This window comes from Streptomyces sp. NPDC050504 (assembly GCF_044458065.1).
Classification (GTDB): Bacteria; Actinomycetota; Actinomycetes; order Streptomycetales; family Streptomycetaceae; genus Streptomyces.
The window spans coordinates 58636-77066 of the sequence record NZ_JBITHO010000013.1; the positions used below are offsets into that span (position 1 = coordinate 58636).

The 18431-nt window shown below is 72.0% G+C and carries 12 protein-coding genes; 10 read left to right on the forward strand and 2 right to left on the reverse strand.

Annotation, left to right across the window (positions count from 1 at the left end; translation table 11 throughout):
- The first annotated feature begins 61 nt into the window (after positions 1-61).
- The 5 genes from ACIBNE_RS36450 to hflX all read left to right on the forward strand — a co-directional run bounded on the left by ACIBNE_RS36450 (position 62) and on the right by hflX (position 7062).
- Entirely contained in the window at positions 62-583 is a 522-nt protein-coding gene (locus tag ACIBNE_RS36450) for a hypothetical protein (RefSeq protein WP_399279823.1), read from the forward strand.
- 132 nt (positions 584-715) lie between these two features.
- On the forward strand, positions 716-1615 hold the full coding sequence (dapF, locus tag ACIBNE_RS36455) for a diaminopimelate epimerase (RefSeq protein WP_399279492.1): 900 nt from the start codon (positions 716-718) through the stop codon (positions 1613-1615).
- Between the two features lie 141 nt (positions 1616-1756).
- Positions 1757-3835: a RelA/SpoT family protein gene (locus ACIBNE_RS36460; RefSeq protein ID WP_399279494.1), complete on the forward strand. Its 2079-nt coding sequence runs from the start codon at positions 1757-1759 to the stop codon at positions 3833-3835.
- Positions 3836-3982: 147 nt separating this feature from the next.
- Complete coding sequence (locus ACIBNE_RS36465; protein ID WP_399279496.1) at positions 3983-5431, forward strand: M1 family metallopeptidase; 1449 nt, start codon at positions 3983-3985, stop codon at positions 5429-5431.
- Between the two features lie 137 nt (positions 5432-5568).
- The gene (hflX, locus tag ACIBNE_RS36470) at positions 5569-7062 is read left to right on the forward strand and encodes a GTPase HflX (RefSeq protein ID WP_399279498.1); all 1494 of its coding nucleotides are present in this window, start codon (positions 5569-5571) and stop codon (positions 7060-7062) included.
- Positions 7063-7149: 87 nt separating this feature from the next.
- Here hflX and ACIBNE_RS36475 read toward each other — a convergent pair whose 3' ends face one another.
- A complete protein-coding gene (locus ACIBNE_RS36475; RefSeq protein ID WP_399279499.1) occupies positions 7150-8322 on the reverse strand; it encodes a trypsin-like serine peptidase in 1173 nt (390 codons plus the stop codon).
- Between the two features lie 237 nt (positions 8323-8559).
- Complete coding sequence (locus ACIBNE_RS36480) at positions 8560-9753, reverse strand: trypsin-like serine peptidase (RefSeq protein WP_399279501.1); 1194 nt, start codon at positions 9751-9753, stop codon at positions 8560-8562.
- Positions 9754-10065: 312 nt separating this feature from the next.
- Between ACIBNE_RS36480 and ACIBNE_RS36485 the strand changes: the two genes are divergently transcribed.
- The 5 genes from ACIBNE_RS36485 (at position 10066) to ACIBNE_RS36505 (ending at position 18344) form a co-directional block, all read left to right on the forward strand.
- On the forward strand, positions 10066-11445 hold the full coding sequence (locus tag ACIBNE_RS36485) for a diaminobutyrate--2-oxoglutarate transaminase family protein (protein WP_399279503.1): 1380 nt from the start codon (positions 10066-10068) through the stop codon (positions 11443-11445).
- A 38-nt stretch (positions 11446-11483) separates the two neighbouring features.
- Positions 11484-13568, forward strand: coding sequence for an IucA/IucC family protein (locus ACIBNE_RS36490; RefSeq protein ID WP_399279505.1), 2085 nt, complete (start codon positions 11484-11486; stop codon positions 13566-13568).
- 43 nt (positions 13569-13611) lie between these two features.
- Entirely contained in the window at positions 13612-14364 is a 753-nt protein-coding gene (locus tag ACIBNE_RS36495) for a GNAT family N-acetyltransferase (protein ID WP_399279507.1), read from the forward strand.
- Positions 14365-14557: 193 nt separating this feature from the next.
- Entirely contained in the window at positions 14558-16336 is a 1779-nt protein-coding gene (locus ACIBNE_RS36500; protein ID WP_399279825.1) for an IucA/IucC family protein, read from the forward strand.
- Positions 16337-16373: 37 nt separating this feature from the next.
- The gene (locus ACIBNE_RS36505) at positions 16374-18344 is read left to right on the forward strand and encodes an ATP-dependent DNA helicase (RefSeq protein WP_399279509.1); all 1971 of its coding nucleotides are present in this window, start codon (positions 16374-16376) and stop codon (positions 18342-18344) included.
- Positions 18345-18431: the final 87 nt, after the last annotated feature.

Genomic DNA, 18431 nt, shown 5'->3' on the forward strand with positions numbered 1-18431 from the left:
GGCCGTGCCATCATCGAGCATCGATCGACCAGTGGAATCCGAGTGGGGAGGGCGCGTGGCGATGGAGGCCGGCCCTCGCGACAGAGAACACGGCGCACCGGATCCGCAGTACGACCAGCAGGACGACGTCGTGCGCGACGTGCCCGAGGTCGACCCGCTCGGAGACGCGCCCGACCTCCCGTACCCGCGCACCCCGAGCGGCCTGAGCCCCGACGGGCCCGACGAGTCCGCGATCGTCGCCCCCGAGGTGGAGGTCGAACTCCGCCCCCAGCGCCGCCTGCGGATCTGGCAGCTCGCGCCCATCGTGGTGCTCGCCGCCCTCGGCTCCCTGATGTTCGCCTTCCCGCTCGCCTTCGAGTTCGGCGACGGCGGCCCCGTCGTCGCGATGCTCGGACTGCTCATCAGCTGCTGCGCCGCGGGCTGGGGCATGATGGCCGCCCGCCGGGTCGGCTACACCTGGCCGGGACTGCCCGCCAGAGGCTCGGGCGAGCGCGCCGACTGGCGGATGGTGCTGCTGTACGTGGCGGTGGCGGGCGTCCTGGTCGCGCTGGCGATCCTGCGCGTGGCGCGCCTGCGCGGCTGACACAGCGTCCCGAGGCCCGCGGCCCGAGACGCGGCCCGCCGCCGCGCGCCTTCCCCGCCGCGTGCCTTCCTCGCCGCGCCGGATCCCGGGACCGCCGGACCCGTTGTCACAGGCCCCTCGTACAGTGGGACCGTGAGCAACCCGCAGATCGCCTTCCTCAAGGGCCACGGCACGCAGAACGACTTCGTGATCGTCCCCGACCCGGACAACGCCATCGACCTGCCGGCCGCCGCCGTCGCCGCACTGTGCGACCGCAGGGCCGGGATCGGCGGCGACGGGCTGCTCCACGTCGTCCGCTCGGCGGCGCACCCCGACGCGGCCGCCATGGCGGCCGAGGCCGAGTGGTTCATGGACTACCGCAACGCGGACGGCTCGATCGCGGAGATGTGCGGCAACGGCGTGCGGGTCTTCGCGCACCACCTCCAGCGCGCGGGCCTCGTGGAGGCGGGCGACCTGGCCGTCGCCACCCGGGGCGGCGTGAAGCGCGTCCACCTCGCGAAGAACGGCGACATCACCGTCTCCATGGGCCGCGCCGCCCTGCCCGACGAGGGCGTCGACGTCACCGTGGACGGCCGCACCTGGCCCGCGCGGAACGTGAACATGGGCAATCCGCACGCGGTCGCCTTCGTCGAGGACCTGGCCCACGCGGGCAACCTGTTCACCGCGCCGCCGTTCAGCCCCGCCGAGGTCTACCCCGACGGGGTCAACGTCGAATTCGTCGTCGACCGGGGCCCGCGGCACGTTGCGATGCGGGTCCACGAGCGCGGCTCGGGCGAGACCCGCTCCTGCGGCACCGGCGCGTGCGCCGTCGCCGTCGCCGCGGCCCGCAGGGACGGCCTCGACCCCGCGGTGACCGGCGACTCGGTCGCGTACACCGTGGACCTCCCCGGCGGCACGCTCGTGATCACGGAGCGGCCCGACGGCGAGATCGAGATGACCGGGCCCGCGGTGATCGTCGCCGAGGGCGTGCTCACCGCCGACTGGCTCGCCGGATCCGACGGGTTCTCCCGAGTCGAAACCGCGCTCGCCTGAACCTTCGCTCGAATGGGTGATCCGGTTCACGCTGAGCGAGAGCCGGACTGCGCCACGTGGTGGGCTCGGTAGCATCAAGCACCGGCCAGGCGGGCACCCAGCCCGCCCACACCGCCGGTCGACGCTGCCGGAGGTGCCCCCATGAGCGCAGAGGCCACCAACCCTGGTGCTCCCATCCGCAGGCGCGGCCGTCCCCGGATCGACCTGCGCAGGCTCGGCCGCGTCGCCCTGCTGCGCCACGCGTCGCGGGACCGGCTCTCCGACGCCATCGGCCACGTGGCGGACGCCCACCGCGCCCACCATCCGGATGCGGACCTCGCCGTACTGCACAAGGCGTATGTTCTGGCCGAGTCCTCGCACCGCGGCCAGTTCCGCAAGAGCGGCGAACCGTACATCACGCACCCGCTCGCCGTGACCCTGATCCTCGCCGAACTGGGCGCCGAGACCACCACCTTGACCGCGGCCCTCCTCCACGACACCGTCGAGGACACCGATGTGACCCTCGATCAGGTGCGGAAAGGGTTCGGCGAAGAGGTCCGCTTCCTGGTCGACGGCGTCACCAAACTGGAGAAGGTCGACTACGGCGCGGCGGCCGAGCCCGAGACCTTCCGCAAGATGCTCGTCGCCACCGGCAACGACGTGCGCGTGATGTCGATCAAACTCGCGGACCGGCTGCACAACATGCGGACCCTCGGCGTGATGCGCCCCGAGAAACAGGCGCGGATCGCCAAGGTCACCCGCGACGTGCTCATCCCGCTCGCCGAACGGCTGGGCGTCCAGGCGCTCAAGACGGAGCTGGAGGACCTGGTCTTCGCCATCCTCCACCCGGAGGAGTACGAGCACACCCGCGCGCTCATCGCGGCCCAGGCGGCCTCCGCCGACCCGCTCGCCACCATCGCGGACAACGTCCGCGAGGTGCTGGCCCAGGCGGACATCGCCGCCGAAGTCCTCATCAGGCCGCGCCACTTCGTCTCCGTGCACCGCGCCCGCATCAAACGCGGCGAACTGCGCGGCACCGACTTCGGCCGACTGCTCGTCCTGGTCGGCGAGGACGCCGACTGCTACGGGGTGCTGGGCGAACTGCACACCTGCTTCACGCCGGTCATCTCGGAGTTCAAGGACTTCATCGCCGCCCCCAAGTTCAACCTGTACCAGTCGCTGCACACCGCGGTCGCCGCCGCCGACGGCTCCGTCGCCGAAGTCCTCATCCGCACGCACCAGATGCACCGCGTCGCGGAGGCCGGCGTCATCGCGCTCGGCAACCCCTCGGCCCCCGCGGAGGGCGCCGAGCCTGCCGAGGACGGCGAGCGCGCCGACCCGACCAGGCCCGGCTGGCTCTCCCGGCTCCTCGAATGGCAGCAGTCCGCGCCCGACCCCGACACCTTCTGGACCACGCTGCGCGCCGACCTCGCCCAGGACCGCGAGATCACCGTCTTCCGCACGGACGGCGGGACGCTCGGCCTCCCCGCGGGCGCCAGCTGCGTCGACGCGGCCTACGCGCAGTACGGCGAGGACGCCCACCGGTGCATCGGCGCCCGGGTCAACGGCAGGCTCGCCACGCTCAGCACGGTCCTCGTCGACGGCGACACCGTCCAACTTCTCCTCGCCCAGGACTCCGCGTCCGGCCCCTCGCCCGAATGGCTCGACCACGCCCGTACGCCCGCCGCCCGCATCGCGATCGGCGGCTGGCTCGAAGCGAACCCGGAGGGCGCGAAGGACCCGGCGGCGGCCCCCCGCCCGCCCGCGGCCGTGACCGCCGACCGTCCGACCGCCGCCAACGCCGTGGTGGACCTCCCCGACACGCCCGTACGGACGGCCGGTTGCTGCACCCCCGTACCGCCCGACGAGGTCACCGGCTTCCTGGTGCGCGGCGGCGCCGTCACCGCGCACCGCCTGGAGTGTCCGGCCGTCGCCCGGATGCGCGCCGCCGGACGGCAGTCGGTCGAGGTGCGCTGGGGCGACTCGGCGGAGTGCCGGGTCACCCTCGTCGCCGAGTCCTTCGGACGGCCCCGGCTGCTCGCCGACCTGACCGAGGCCATCGCCACGGCGGGCGCGGCGATCGTCTCCGCGACCGTCGAGCCCCCCAGCGAACAGCGCGTACGGCACACGTACACCCTGCAGATCCCCGACGCGGCCGGCCTGCCCGCGCTGATGCGCGCCATGCGCGACGTCCCCGGCGTGTACGACGTCAGCAGGGCCCAGCACCCGGCGACCACCTGAGAGCGGCCGCCTGAGGGCTGTCGGCCTGGATCCGGCCGCCCGGGAATCCGCGGCCGCACGTTCGCCCCGGCCCTCGTTCGAGTGGGTGCGGGGCGGCCCGGCGCGCGCCGTCACGGCCCGCACGGCGCGCGCTGATAGCGGTGGTCCATGCTGCTCACCTCTCGGCGCTCGCGTGCCGCCCTGCTGGCCGTCGCATCGGCCTCGCTCCTCGTCGCGGCGGCGCCCGCGCCCCGGCCGGCCGGGATCGGCGACCCGCTCTTCCCGCACCTCGGGAACCCCGGCTACGACGTCCTCTCGTACGACATCGGCCTCACCTACCGGGGCAGCAACACCCAGCCCCTGGACGCCGTCACCACCATCGAGGCCCGCGCCACCGACTGGCTGTCGACGGTCAACCTCGACTTCACGCACGGCGAGGTGAAATCCGTCGAGGTGAACGGCGAGAGCGCCCCCTTCGCGACCGCCGAGGAGGACCTGGTCGTCACCCCGTCCGCGCCCGTCCCTCCGGGCGGCACCCTGCGCATCACCGTCCGGCACACCAGCGACCCGACGGGGGAGCAGGACGCGGGCGGCTGGGTGCGCACGGACGACGGCCTGGCCATGGCCAACCAGGCGGACGCCGCGCACCGCGTCTTCCCGTGCAACGACCACCCCTCCGACAAGGCGTACTTCACGTTCCGCGTCACCGTCCCCAAGGAGTACACGGCCGTCGCCAACGGCCTGCCCACGGGTCAGCCGCGCGCCGTCGCCGACCGCCTCACCTCGACGTACCGCACCAGCCACCCCATGGCGACCGAACTGGCTCAGGTGTCCATCGGGCGCTCCGCCGTGGTGCACAGGACGGGGCCGCACGGACTGCCGCTGCGCGACGTCGTGCCGAAGGCGGACCGCGAGGCGCTGGAGCCGTGGCTGCGCAAGACCCCGGGCCACGTCGAGTGGATGGAGGGCAAGGTCGGCCGCTATCCGTACGAGACGTACGGCATCCTCGTCGCGGGCGCGCACACCGGCTTCGAGCTGGAGACCCAGACCCTTTCGCTGTTCGAACGGCACCTCTTCATGAACCGGTCGTTCCCGGAGTGGTACATCGACTCGATCATGGTGCACGAGCTGGCCCACCACTGGTTCGGCAACAGCGTCTCCCCGAGCGCCTGGTCCGACCTGTGGCTCAACGAGGGCCACGCCAGCTGGTACGAGGCGGTGTACGCGCAGGAGAAGGCGGGCCGCTCCCTCGACGCCCGGATGCACGACGCGTACGAACAGTCCGACGCCTGGCGCGCCGCGGGCGGCCCGCCGGCGGCGCCGAAGCCCCCGGCACCCGGCCAGAAGATCAGCCTCTTCAGGCCCGTCGTGTACGACGGCAGCGCGCTGGTGCTGTACGCGCTGCGCCAGGAGATCGGCGCCGAGGCGTTCGACCGGCTCCAGCGCACCTGGGTGCGCGCGTACCGCGACGGCTCGGCCTCGACCGCCGACTTCACCCGGCTCGCCTCGTCGATCGCGGAGCGTGACCTCTCCGGGTTCTTCCGGGACTGGCTGTACGGGGCGAAGACGCCGCCCATGCCGGGGCACGAGGACTGGCGCTCCACGCCCGTCGGGTGAAACCCGGATGACGCCCGCCGCTGCACCGTGCCACCATCTAGGGGTCGCACGGCACGGCGGCGACCGGGAATCTTTCTCCCGGACCGGACGTTGTGACGGTCAGCGACAGCTATCGACCCCATCGACGTAAGGATCCAATGACCTCCTCTTCTTCCACTTCCCAGGATGCGCAGAGCTTCGCGGAGACGCCCCGCACCGAGAGCCTTCGGGCCGATGCCCTGATGGAAGAGGACGTCGCCTGGAGCCACGAGATCGACGGAGAGCGGGACGGCGACCAGTTCGACCGCTCCGAGCGCGCCGCGCTGCGGCGCGTGGCGGGCCTCTCCACCGAGCTCGAGGACGTCACCGAGGTCGAGTACCGGCAGCTGCGCCTGGAGCGCGTGGTGCTGGTCGGCGTGTGGACGTCGGGCACGGCCCAGGACGCGGAGAACTCCCTCGCGGAGCTGGCGGCGCTCGCCGAGACGGCGGGCGCGCTGGTGCTGGACGGTGTCGTTCAGCGCCGGGACAAGCCGGACCCGGCCACGTACATCGGCTCGGGCAAGGCCCGCGAGCTGCGCGACATCGTGCTCGAAACCGGTGCCGACACCGTCGTCTGCGACGGTGAGCTGAGCCCGGGACAGCTGATCCACCTCGAAGACGTCGTCAAGGTCAAGGTGGTCGACAGGACCGCCCTGATCCTCGACATCTTCGCCCAGCACGCCAAGTCCCGGGAGGGCAAGGCGCAGGTGGCGCTCGCGCAGATGCAGTACATGCTGCCGAGGCTGCGCGGCTGGGGCCAGTCGCTCTCCCGGCAGATGGGTGGCGGCGGCGGTGGCGGCATGGCCACCCGAGGCCCCGGTGAGACCAAGATCGAGACGGACCGGCGGCGGATCCGCGAGAAGATGGCGAAGATGCGCCGGGAGATCGCGGAGATGAAGACCGGCCGTGACGTCAAGCGGCAGGAGCGCAAGCGGAACAAGATTCCGTCGGTGGCGATCGCCGGGTACACCAACGCCGGAAAGTCCTCGCTGCTCAACCGCCTCACGGGCGCGGGCGTACTGGTGGAGAACGCGCTGTTCGCCACCCTCGACCCGACCGTGCGCCGGGCCGAGACGCCGGGCGGCCGGGTCTACACGCTGGCCGACACGGTCGGCTTCGTCCGGCACCTGCCGCACCACCTGGTCGAGGCGTTCCGCTCCACGATGGAGGAGGTCGGCGAGTCCGACCTGATCCTGCACGTGGTGGACGGCTCGCACCCGGTGCCCGAGGAGCAGCTGGCCGCCGTGCGCGAGGTGATCCGCGACGTGGGCGCGACCGACGTGCCCGAGTTCGTGGTGATCAACAAGGCGGACGCGGCCGACCCGCTGGTGCTCCAGCGGCTCCTGCGCAACGAACGGCACGCGATCGCGGTGTCGGCGCGCACCGGTGAGGGCATCGAGGAGCTGCTCGCGCTCATCGACGCCGAGCTGCCGAGGCCCGAGGTCGAGATCGAGGCGGTCGTGCCGTACACGCACGGCGGTCTGGTCTCGCGGGTGCACGCGGAGGGCGAGGTGGTCTCCGAGGAGCACACCCCGGAGGGCACGCTGCTCAAGGCGCGGGTGCACGAGGAGCTGGCCGCCGAGCTGGCGAGGTTCGTGCCCGCGAAGCACTGACCGGTTTCGAGGACCGGCAACGGCGGAGGCCCGCACCCCCGATCGGGGGTGCGGGCCTCCGCCGTGTCAACGGTCGGCCGGGGCGGGCTACTTGTCGCCCATGGCCGAGTAGATCTGCTGGGCGCCGCTGCCCAGCTGCGGCCCGGCGAGCCAGCCGTTGGGGCGCTTGCCGATCGAGGTGTTGGACACCAGCGCGAGCTTGCCGTCGGCCCGCTTCATGAACCAGCCGCCACCGGAGGAACCGCCGGTCATGGTGCAGCCGATGCGGTACATCGACGGCGTGTCCGAGCTGATCGACAGGCGACCGGGGCGGTCGACGCACTTGTGCATCAGCAGCCCGTTGTACGGCGGCGCGGCCGGGTAGCCCCAGGCGCCCATCGCACCGATCTGCCGCACGTCGGGCGCGTTGAACTCGACGTCCATCGCGATGCCGACGGTCTCCTCCAGGGACTTCGAACCGCGCTCGGGCTTCACGCTCAGCACGGCGTAGTCGTACGGGACGCCCTTGCCGTCGGCCGGGCCGCCGTCCTGGATCCAGTTGCCGGAGGTCGAGGCCCAGTTCGCCCAGAAGACGCCGTAGGGGGCGATCTCCTCGGGGGCGGCGTTGTTGAGGTCGGCCTCGGACTTGCCCTTGTTGTTGTACGAGGGCACGAAGGCGATGTTGCGGTACCAGCCGCCCGCGCCACCGGCGTGGACGCAGTGGCCCGCGGTCCACACGAGGTTGGACCTGCCCGGGTTCTTGGGGTCCTTGACGACGGTGCCCGAGCAGACCATGGAGCCCTCGGGGGAGTCGAAGAAGACCTTGCCGACCGCCGCGGAGTACGCGGAGTACGGGGTCTTCTCCGGCACCGCGTTCACCGGGCGGGGCTCGGAGTCGCTGGCGCCCGGGACGCCGGCGGCGGTGCCCGCGGACATCGTCGTGGACGGGTCCTTGGCCTCCTTCATCCGCTCCGGCTTCCACAGGCCCTCGATGACCGGGTTGACGAAGTCCTTGGCCTCACGGAGCCACTTGTCCTTGTCCCAGTTCTTCCACTCGCCGTTCTTCCACTTCTCCGGGTCCAGACCGTGCTTCTTGAGCTTGTCGGCCAGGTCGGAGGGGATGACGGAGTCGTCGCCGCCGTCCGCGCCGCCGGTGTCGGCGGGGGAGGAGGCGGCGGGCTTGTCGGACGCCTTGTCGTCACCGGGCCCGCAGGCCGTGACGGTGAGTGCGAGAACCGCGGCCGTGCCGGTGAGGGCGAGCAGCGGACGTACGGATCGCATGGAAACGATTCCCCCTGATGTTGCTGTACTGAATTACCTGGAAGGGCCCGGCACACGCCAGGCGCTTGCCATGAGCACGTCACGCGAGACGGCGGATCGGTGCCTGATCCGCCCGCGGTGCGGGCCCACTCTATGACGCGGCCGGCCCGTGGGGCGGGCCGGGGCTCGAAGGCCCCGGCCCGCCGCCTGCCGGTCGCCCGCAGTCCTGCGGCTTCTTGCTGCCCGGCTACTGCCCGGTTACTGTCCGGCGAACTTCTTGCTGACGCCGTCGTAGAGCGCCTTGGCCTCGGGGCCCAGGCGCGGACCCGCGAGCCAACCGGCCGGAACCGGGCCGATGGAGGTGTTCGACACCAGCGCGGGCTTGCCGTCCTGGCCCTTGGCGACCCAGCCGCCACCGGACGAACCACCGGTCATCGAGCAACCGATGCGGTGCATCGTCGGCTGCTCCTTGGCGAGCGACAGGCGGCCCGGCTTGTCGGCGCACTGCATGGCCTTCTGGCCGTCGTACGGCGGCGCCGCGGGGTAGCCCGTCGCCGTCATGCTGTCGATCTTCGGCACGGCCGGGGCGTTGAACTCGACCGGCAGCGCCGAACCGACGGTCTCCTCAAGGGACTTGGTGCTGCCGCCCTTCTCCGGGACCACGTGCAGCACGGCGAAGTCGTACGGGGCGCCCAGGCCGCCGACCGGCGCGCCCTGCGAGATCCACTGGTCGGAGGTCTGCGCCCAGTCGGCCCAGAAGACGCCGTACGGCGCGATCTCCTCCTTGGGCGCGGTCTGCAGCTCGTCCAGCGACTTGCCCTGGTTGTTGTACGACGGGACGAAGGCGATGTTGCGGTACCAGCCGCCCTTCTTGCCCGCGTGGACGCAGTGGCCCGCGGTCCACACCATGTTCGACTTGCCCGGGTTGGCCGGGTCCTTCACCACGGTGGCCGAACAGACCATCGAGCCGTCGGGGCCGTCGAAGAACAGCTTCCCGGACTCCGGCACGTTGTCGTGGTACGGCGTCTTCACCTGCTGGGCGTCGACCTTGGCCGGCGTCGGGTCGGTGACACCCTTGTCGCCCGAGATGTCGTTGTCGTCGATCGGCTTGCTCGGGGTCTTGTCGGCGTCCCGCATGCGGTCCGGATCCCACAGCCCGTCGATGATCGGGTTGATGAAGTCCTTGGCCTCACGGAGCCACTTGTCCTTGTCCCAGTTCTTCCACTCGCCGTTCTTCCACTTCTCCGGGTCGATGCCGTGCTCCTTGAGCCGGTCCTTGATGTCGCCCGGAATGGCGAGGACGTCGTCGGCACCGCTCCCGCCGGACTGACCCGCCGACGTGGAACCACCCGGCTTGTCACCCGCGTTGTCGTCGCCCTGGCAGGCGGTGGCCGTGAGCGCGAGCACGGCGGCGATGGAAGCCGCGGCCAGCGTCGGGCGAATGGGTCGCATCTCTTGATCCCCCTGGAACTTCGTTTGCTCAAACACTTCGCTTCGGACCGACAGGTTCGTCGGTCCCGTGCGCCCCGGCGGTACCGCTCGAAGCCGGAGTGCGGCCCCCCACTATGCCGGTGCCGTTGGGGACGGTACGCGGCAGGGCCGCGGTTCCGTCCCGAAAGGATCTTCCGATTACCCGTGATCCGGAGCGGTCGGCGTCGTTGGTACGTACGGGGGACACAGAGGCAGCGTTCAACGTCGGCGGCCGCCGGGGCGAGCGCTGTACCGACGTGCAACGCAACTGTTACAGCGGGAGGACCTGCAGCCGTGGCCGTGACCGAACCTGCTCCGGTGGTGCTGCCCGCCGCCCACGAGGGAATCCTGCGGCGGCAGACGCTGCGCGAATCGGCTGCCCGCACCTATGCGCGCTCGCTGCCCATCGTGCCGGTCCGGGCCAGGGGACTGACCATCGAAGGCGCCGACGGCCGCCGCTACCTCGACTGCCTCTCCGGGGCGGGCACCCTGGCGCTCGGGCACAACCACCCCGTCGTCCTGGAGGCCATCAAGAAGGCCATCGACTCCGGCGCCCCGCTGCACGTCCTGGACCTGGCGACCCCGGTCAAGGACGCCTTCACCACCGAACTGTTCGCCACGCTCCCCGCCGGACTGGCGGACAACGCCCGTGTGCAGTTCTGCGGCCCGGCCGGCACCGACGCGGTCGAGGCGGCCTTCAAGCTCGTCCGCACCGCGACCGGCCGCAGCGGGCTGCTCGCCTTCACCGGCGCCTACCACGGCATGACATCGGGCGCGCTGGACGCCTCGGGCGGCGCCACGGACGTACGCGTCACCCGGCTGCCCTTCCCGCAGAACTACCGCTGTCCCTTCGGCGTCGGCGGCGAGCGCGGCGCCGAGCTGGGCGCCCGCTGGACCGAGACCCTGCTCGACGACCCCAAGAGCGGCGTCCCCGCCCCCGCGGGCATGATCCTCGAACCGGTCCAGGGCGAAGGCGGCGTGATCCCCGCCCCCGACGACTGGCTCCGACGGATGCGCGACATCACCACGACGCGCTCCATCCCCCTCATCGCGGACGAGGTGCAGACCGGCGTCGGACGCACCGGCGCCTTCTGGGCCGTCGAACACAGCGGGATCGTCCCCGACGTGATGGTCCTCTCCAAAGCCATCGGCGGCTCCCTCCCGCTGGCCGTCATCGTCTACCGCTCCGAACTCGACGCCTGGGAACCCGGCGCCCACGCGGGCACCTTCCGGGGCAACCAGCTCGCCATGGCCGCGGGCGCCGCCACCCTCGCCCACGTACGCGAGAACGGCCTCGCCGAGCGCGCCGCCACCCTGGGCGCCCGCATGCTCGGCCAGCTCCAGGGCCTCGCCGCGGACCACCCCTGCATCGGGGACGTGCGCGGCAAGGGCCTGATGATCGGCGTCGAACTCGTCGACCCCGACGCCCCGGCCGCCCCCGACGGAAGCGCCCCGCCCGTCGCCCCCGACCTGGCTGCGGCCGTCCAGCAGGAGTGCCTGCGCCGGGGCCTCATCGTCGAACTCGGCGGTCGCCACTCCGGCGTCGTACGCCTGCTTCCTCCTCTCACCCTCACCGACGAACAGGCCGCGGCGGTACTCGACCGCCTGGCCGACGCCCTGACGGCCGCCGAGCGCTCGGCGCACCGCCGGACCCCTCCCGGCCTCCCGTGCTGACCCCGGCCGACCCGGTCGACACCCCAAGGAAGACCTCCGTGAACCCCACCCCCGCACCCGACGCACCCGAGGCCGACGACCGCGCCTCCGACCACCGGCCCACGGACCACCGGCCCACCGACCACCGCGCCACCGACCACCGTGTCGTCGATCACCACGGTCCCAACCAGCAGGGCGCGCCCGGCGGCACCTGCACCCCCCTCGCGGTCGAACCGACCGTGCCCCGGCAGAAGTCGGGGGATCCCAGCGAGCAACTTCCTCCGTCGGAAGCGGGCACAGGCACGGGCGCAGGCACAGGCACGGGCATCGACGTGGACGCAGCCACGGACACGGACGCAGCCACGGACACGGGCCTGAACGCGCCCGCGGGCGCGAAAGCACACGCGGCCCCCGCGGCGACCGCCCCCGACCCGCTCGACGCCCCCGACCCGATGGCCGCGGCCCAGTCCGCCGCCGTCGAGAACCTGCTGCGCTGCTGGGTCAGGGAGAACGACCTGGCCCGCCCCGAGGGCGACACCCTCCGCATCCCGCTGGAGGCCAGCGGCACCGCCCTGCTCGTCCCCGTCCGCTACTGGTCGCCCACCGGCTGGCACCGCTTCGACGGCCCCGCCCTGGAAGGCGGCCCCCACGGCGCCCCCACGGCCGACGCCGTCACCGTCGCCGCGCTGCTCAGCCGGGAGTCCGGTTCCGCCGACGGCGCCGACCTGGTCGCCCGCGTCGCCGACTCCGTACGCAGGACAGCCGACTTCATCGCCGACCGCCGCCGCGCCCCGGCCTCCGACCCCACGGCCGACCTCTTCCTCACCGCCGAGCAGTCCCTGCTCCTCGGCCACCCCCTGCACCCCACCCCCAAGAGCCGCGAAGGACTCTCCGAGGCCGAAGCGCGCCTCTACTCACCCGAACTGCGCGGCTCCTTCCCCCTCCACTGGATGGCAGTCGACCACTCCGTCCTCGCCACCGACTCGGCCTGGACCGAGAGCGGCCGCGCCCTCCCCGCCGAGCACCTGCTCCGCCGCTACTGCGCGGACCTCGCCCTTCCTCCCGGGACCTCCCCCCTGCCGCTCCACCCCTGGCAGGCCCGTGAGGTCAAGCACCGCCCCGAGGTCGCCGCCCTCCTCGAAGCCGGGCTCCTGCACGACCTGGGCCCGTACGGCGAGCACTGGCACCCCACCTCGTCCGTCCGCACCGTGCACCGCCCCGGCGCCCCCTCGATGCTCAAGCTCTCCCTCGGCGTACGCATCACCAACTCCCGTCGCGAGAACCTCCGCAAGGAACTCCACCGCGGTGTGGAGGTCCACCGCCTGCTGCGCTCCGGACTGTCCAAGGAGTGGCGCGCCGCCCACCCCAACTTCGACATCGTCCGCGACCCCGCCTGGCTGGCCGTCGACACCGAGGCGGGCGACCCCGTCCCCGGCCTCGACGCACTGCTCCGCCACAACCCCTTCGGCCGCACCGACGACGCCGTGTGCATCGCCGGACTCACCGCGCCCCGCCCCTGGCCCGACCGGATCGGGACGCACTCCCGCCTGGCCGACATCGTCACCCGCCTCGCCGCCCGCGCGGGCCGCCCCGTCGGCGCGGCATCCGCCGAGTGGTTCCTGCGCTACCTCGACCGCGTCGTCCGCCCGGTGCTCTGGCTCGACGGCACCGCGGGCATCGCGCTGGAGGCCCACCAGCAGAACACGCTGGTGGTGCTCGACGCGGACGGCTGGCCCATCGGCGGCAGGTACCGCGACAACCAGGGCTACTACTTCCGCGAATCCCACCGCGACGCGCTCGAACAGCGGCTGCCCGGCATCGGCGCCGTCAGCGACACCTTCGTCTCCGACGCCGTCACCGACGAGCGCTTCGCCTACTACCTGGCCATCAACAACGTCCTGGGACTGATCGGGGCCTTCGGCGTCCAGCACCTGGCCGACGAGCGGATCCTCATCGCCGCCCTCCGCCAGTTCCTCGGCAGCGTCACCGGACTCGGATCCCCCCTACCCGCACAACTCCTGGAGACCGGGACGTTGCGCTGCAAGGCGAACCTCCTCACCCGGCTGCACGGACTCGACGAACTCGTCGGCCCCGTCGACACCCAGTCCGTCTACGTCACCATCGCCAACCCCCTTCGTTCTTGAAGGAACACCAGCCGCCCCAGTGCCGAGACAGGAGAGCGCCGCTGTGAGCACCGACGCCGACACCACTCCCACCGCCCAGCCCGGTGGGGGAACCGAGGACACCCTGGACCTCCGGCTGCCCGACGAACTCCTCTCCCTGCTCACGACGGACACCGCTGACCCGGCCGCCGGCCCCACCGACAGCACCACCTGCGACACCGGTCCCGGCAGCCCCAGCGACGACACCGACCTGCTCGACACCCCCGCCGCATGGGGTCCCGCCACCACCTCCGTCGGCGTCTTCCAATTCGTCCCCGTACGCATCGAACGCGACCTCCCTCTCATCACCCGCTGGATGAACGACCCGGCCGTGGCCGCCTTCTGGGAGCTGGCGGGCGCGGAAGAAATCACCGCCGACCACCTCCGCCGACAACTCAGGGGCGACGGGCGCAGCGTCCCCTGCCTCGGCACCCTCGGCGGCGTCCCCATGAGCTACTGGGAGATCTACCGCGCCGACCTCGACCCCCTCGCCCGCCACTACCCGGCCCGCCCCCACGACACCGGTCTCCATCTGCTCATCGGCGGCGTCGCCGACCGCGGCCGGGGCGTCGGCACCACCCTGCTGCGCGCCGCTGCCGACCTCGTCCTCGACAACCGCCCGCACTGCGCACGCGTCGTGGCCGAACCGGACCTGCGCAACACCCCTTCCATTTCCGCCTTTCTCAGCGCCGGCTTCCGCTTCTCGGCGGAAGCCGACCTGCCCGACAAGCGGGCCGCGCTCATGGTCCGCGACCGCGCCCACCGCGCCGTGCTGTAAATGAGCCGTGCTGTCCGTGAACCGCCCGGCGAACGTCCCGCTGCCGTTTGACTACACCTGCCTTGAATACACCGCTCGACCCGCATCGGTTCCACCCCGAGGAGTCCCCGTGCCGAAAACCCCTGCGCCCCTCATCACTCCTGAGCTGAACAGGGAATCCTGGGACCGGGCGGCAGCGCGGCTCCTCGCCAAGATGCTGGGGGAGTTCGCCTACGAAGAGATCATCACGCCGGTCCCCGCCGCGCCCCACGCGCCCACCGACGGAGCCGAGGAGGGAGCCGGGAACCACCACGTCCCGTCCGCCGAGGCCGAGGGCGACAGCACCACCACCACCGAGGACGCTCCCTACACCCTTGCCCTCGACGACGGCCGCCGCCTCGCCTTCCACGCCCGCCGCGGCTCTTACGGCAGTTGGCGCGTCGACCCCGAGTCCATCCGCGACGACCGGGGCCGCCCCTTCCGCGACCCGCTGGACTTCCTCGTCTCCGTCCGCCGCACCCTCGACCTGGACGGCGCCACCCTCGGTCACTTCGTCCGCGAGCTGAACGCCACGCTCGCCGCCGACGCCCGCCTCGACCACACCGCGCTGCCCGCCGCCCAACTGGCCGAGCTGGGCTACGCGGAGCTCGAAGGCCACCAGACCGGCCACCCCTGGATCGTGATCAACAAGGGCCGTCTCGGCTTCTCCGCATCCGACAGCGCCCACTGGGCCCCCGAATCGCGCCGACCGGCCAAGCTGCTCTGGATCGCGGTCAGCACCCGCCTGGCCACCTACAGCGGAGTCCCCGGACTCGACACCGCCGACCGCCTCTACGCCCGTGAACTCGACGCCCCGGTGCTGGAGTCTTTCCGAGCCGTGCTCCGCGCCCGCGGCCTGGACCCCGCCGTGTACCTCTGCCTCCCCGTCCACCCCTGGCAGTGGGACGAGACCGTCCTGCCGCTCTTCGCCCAGGCCGTCGCCCACGACGAGATCGTGGCGCTGCACGAGGACCCGGACGTACGGCTGCCCCAGCAGTCCATCCGCACCTTCCTCAACACCTCCCGCCCCGACCGCCACACGGTCAAACTCCCGCTCTCCGTCCTCAACACCCTGGTCTGGCGCGGCCTCCCCACCGAACGCACCCTCGCGGCCCCCGCCGTGACCTCCTGGGTCCTCGGGCTGCGCGAGGCCGACCCGTACCTCAGGGACGAATGTGGTGTCGTGCTCCTCGGCGAGGTGGCGTCCATCGCCGTCGAGCACCCCCACTACGACCACCTCCCCGAGGTGCCGTACCAGTACCGCGAACTGCTCGGGGCGATCTGGCGCGAGCCCCTGCGGCTGCCGCCCGGCGAGCGCGCCCGCACCCTCGCCTCCCTGCTGCACACCGACCCGCGGGGCAGGGCCTTCGTCGCCGAACTCGTCGACCGCTCGGGCCTCACCCCCAAGGCGTGGCTGGCCCGCCTCTTCGCCGCGCTGCTCCCGCCGCTGCTGCACTTCCTCTACCAGTACGGCACCGTCTTCTCACCGCACGGCGAGAACGCCATCGTGGTCTTCGACGAGTCCGACGTCCCCGTGCGCCTGGCGATCAAGGACTTCGTCGACGACGTGAACATCAGCGCCGTCCCGCTGCCCGAGCACGACGCGATGCCCGACGACGTGCGGTCCGTGCTGCTGACCGAGGAGCCCGCCTTCCTCACCCAGTTCATCCACTCGGGCCTCTTCATCGGGGTCTTCCGCTACCTTGCGCCGCTCTGCGAGGAACAGCTGGGAGTTCCGGAGGACGATTTCTGGTCGTCCGTACGGGCCGAAATCCTTCGTTACCAGGCACGCTTCCCCGAGCTGAAGGAACGCTTCGAGATGTTCGACATGCGCACTCCGCGCATCGACCGGCTCTGTCTCAACCGGAACAGGCTGCACCTCGACGGCTACCGCGACCGGCCGAACCGGCCCCACGCGGCCGTCCACGGCACCGTTCCGAATCCGCTGGCGTGATCGGATTGTCAGTGGCGGCCCGTACGCTGGTCGAGCTATGACGAAGCCATCCCTCTCCGAGCTCCTGCACGCCGCCGTGACCGCCGTCGGCGGTACGGAAAGGCCAGGTCAGGTCACCATGGCCGAGGCCGTTGCCGAGGCCGTCGACGACAACGCCCATCTGCTGATCCAGGCGGGCACCGGCACCGGAAAGTCCCTGGGCTATCTGGTGCCGGCCCTGGCCCACGGAGAGCGCGTGGTGGTCGCCACGGCGACGCTCGCCCTCCAGCGGCAGCTCGTGGAGCGGGACCTGCCGCGCACGGTCGATGCGCTGCACCCGCTGCTGCGCCGCCGCCCGCAGTACGCGATGCTCAAGGGCCGGTCGAACTACCTCTGCCTGCACCGTCTCCACGAGGGCGTCCCGCAGGAGGAGGACGAGGGACTGTTCGACCAGTTCGAGGCCGCGGCGCCGAGCAGCAAGCTGGGCCAGGACCTGCTGCGGATCCGCGACTGGTCCGACGAGACGGAGACCGGCGACCGCGACGACCTGACCCCCGGCGTGTCCGACCGGGCGTGGGCGCAGTCGTCCGTCACCTCCCGGGAGTGCCTGGGAGCGACGAAGTGCGCGTACGGCGCGGAGTGCTTCGCGGAGGCGGCGCGCGAGCGGGCCAAGCTCGCCGATGTCGTCGTCACCAACCACGCGCTCCTCGCCATCGACGCGATCGAGGGCGCCCCCGTCCTCCCGCAGCACGAAGTGCTGATCGTCGACGAGGCGCACGAACTGGTCTCCCGGGTCACCGGCGTCGCCACCGGCGAGCTCACACCGGGCCAGGTCAACCGCGCGGTGCGCCGCGCGGCGAAGCTGGTGAACGAGAAGACGGCCGACTCCCTCCAGACGGCCGCCGAGGGCTTCGAGCGCGTGATGGAGCTGGCGCTGCCCGGCCGCCTGGAAGAGGTCCCCGAGGACCTCTCGTACGCCCTGATGGCGCTCCGCGACGCCGCGCGCAACGTGATCTCGGGGATCGGGGCCACCCGCGACAAGTCCGTCCAGGACGAGGACGCCGTCCGCAAGCAGGCCCTCGCCTCGGTCGAGAACGTCCACGACGTCGCCGAGCGCATCACCCAGGGCTCGGAGTACGACGTCGTCTGGTACGAGCGGCACGACCGGTTCGGCGCGTCGCTCAGAGTGGCGCCGCTCTCGGTCTCCGGGCTGCTGCGCGAGAAGCTCTTCACCGACCGCTCGGTCGTCCTCACCTCAGCCACCCTCAAGCTCGGTGGAGACTTCAACGGGGTCGGGGCGTCGCTGGGCCTCGCGCCCGAGGGCACCACGGGCGACGATCTGCCCCAGTGGAAGGGCATCGACGTCGGCTCGCCCTTCGACTACCCCAAGCAGGGGATCCTGTACGTCGCCAAGCACCTGGCGAAGCCCACGCGTGACGCGTCCCGCACCGACATGCTCGACGAACTCGCGGAGCTGATGGAGGCGGCCGGCGGGCGCACGCTGGGGCTGTTCTCCTCGATGCGGGCCGCGCAGAGCGCCGCCGAGGAGCTGCGCACCCGCCTGGACCTGCCGATCCTCCTCCAGGGCGAGGAGACCCTGGGCGAGTTGATCAAGAACTTCGCGGCCGACGCGCGCACCTGCCTCTTCGGCACGCTCTCGCTCTGGCAGGGCGTCGACGTTCCCGGGCCGAGCTGCCAGCTCGTCGTGATGGACAAGATCCCGTTCCCGCGCCCCGACGACCCGCTGATGAGCGCCCGCCAGAAGGCGGTGGAGGAGGCGGGGGGCAACGGCTTCATGGCCGTGGCGGCGACGCACGCGGCTCTGCTCATGGCCCAGGGGGCGGGGCGGCTGGTCCGTGCCACCGGGGACCGGGGCGTGGTCGCCGTACTCGACCAGCGATTGGCGACCGCGCGGTACGGCAGCTATCTCAAGACGTCACTGCCCGACTTCTGGTACACCACGGACCGCAATCAGGTCCGCAGGTCACTGGCCGCGATCGACGCTGCGGCGAAGGCGGACGGCAAGTAGCCCGGAGTCCGTGACGTACGGCGTCCGCGCGTCCGTAGCGGCGAAAGCCGAATGGCGGAAAGCGGAAAATCGAAAATGGAAAAGAGC

Bases quoted from the DNA above. Each gene is read 5' to 3' on its own strand.
- ACIBNE_RS36465 (WP_399279496.1), top strand. From the start codon at position 3,983: ATGCTGCTCACCTCTCGGCGCTCGCGTGCCGCCCTGCTGGCCGTCGCA.
- ACIBNE_RS36500 (WP_399279825.1), top strand. From the start codon at position 14,558: ATGCTGGGGGAGTTCGCCTACGAAGAGATCATCACGCCGGTCCCCGCC.
- ACIBNE_RS36475 (WP_399279499.1), bottom strand. From the start codon at position 8,322: ATGCGATCCGTACGTCCGCTGCTCGCCCTCACCGGCACGGCCGCGGTT.
- ACIBNE_RS36505 (WP_399279509.1), top strand. From the start codon at position 16,374: ATGACGAAGCCATCCCTCTCCGAGCTCCTGCACGCCGCCGTGACCGCC.
- ACIBNE_RS36460 (WP_399279494.1), top strand. From the start codon at position 1,757: ATGAGCGCAGAGGCCACCAACCCTGGTGCTCCCATCCGCAGGCGCGGC.
- ACIBNE_RS36480 (WP_399279501.1), bottom strand. From the start codon at position 9,753: ATGCGACCCATTCGCCCGACGCTGGCCGCGGCTTCCATCGCCGCCGTG.
- ACIBNE_RS36450 (WP_399279823.1), top strand. From the start codon at position 62: ATGGAGGCCGGCCCTCGCGACAGAGAACACGGCGCACCGGATCCGCAG.
- hflX (WP_399279498.1), top strand. From the start codon at position 5,569: ATGACCTCCTCTTCTTCCACTTCCCAGGATGCGCAGAGCTTCGCGGAG.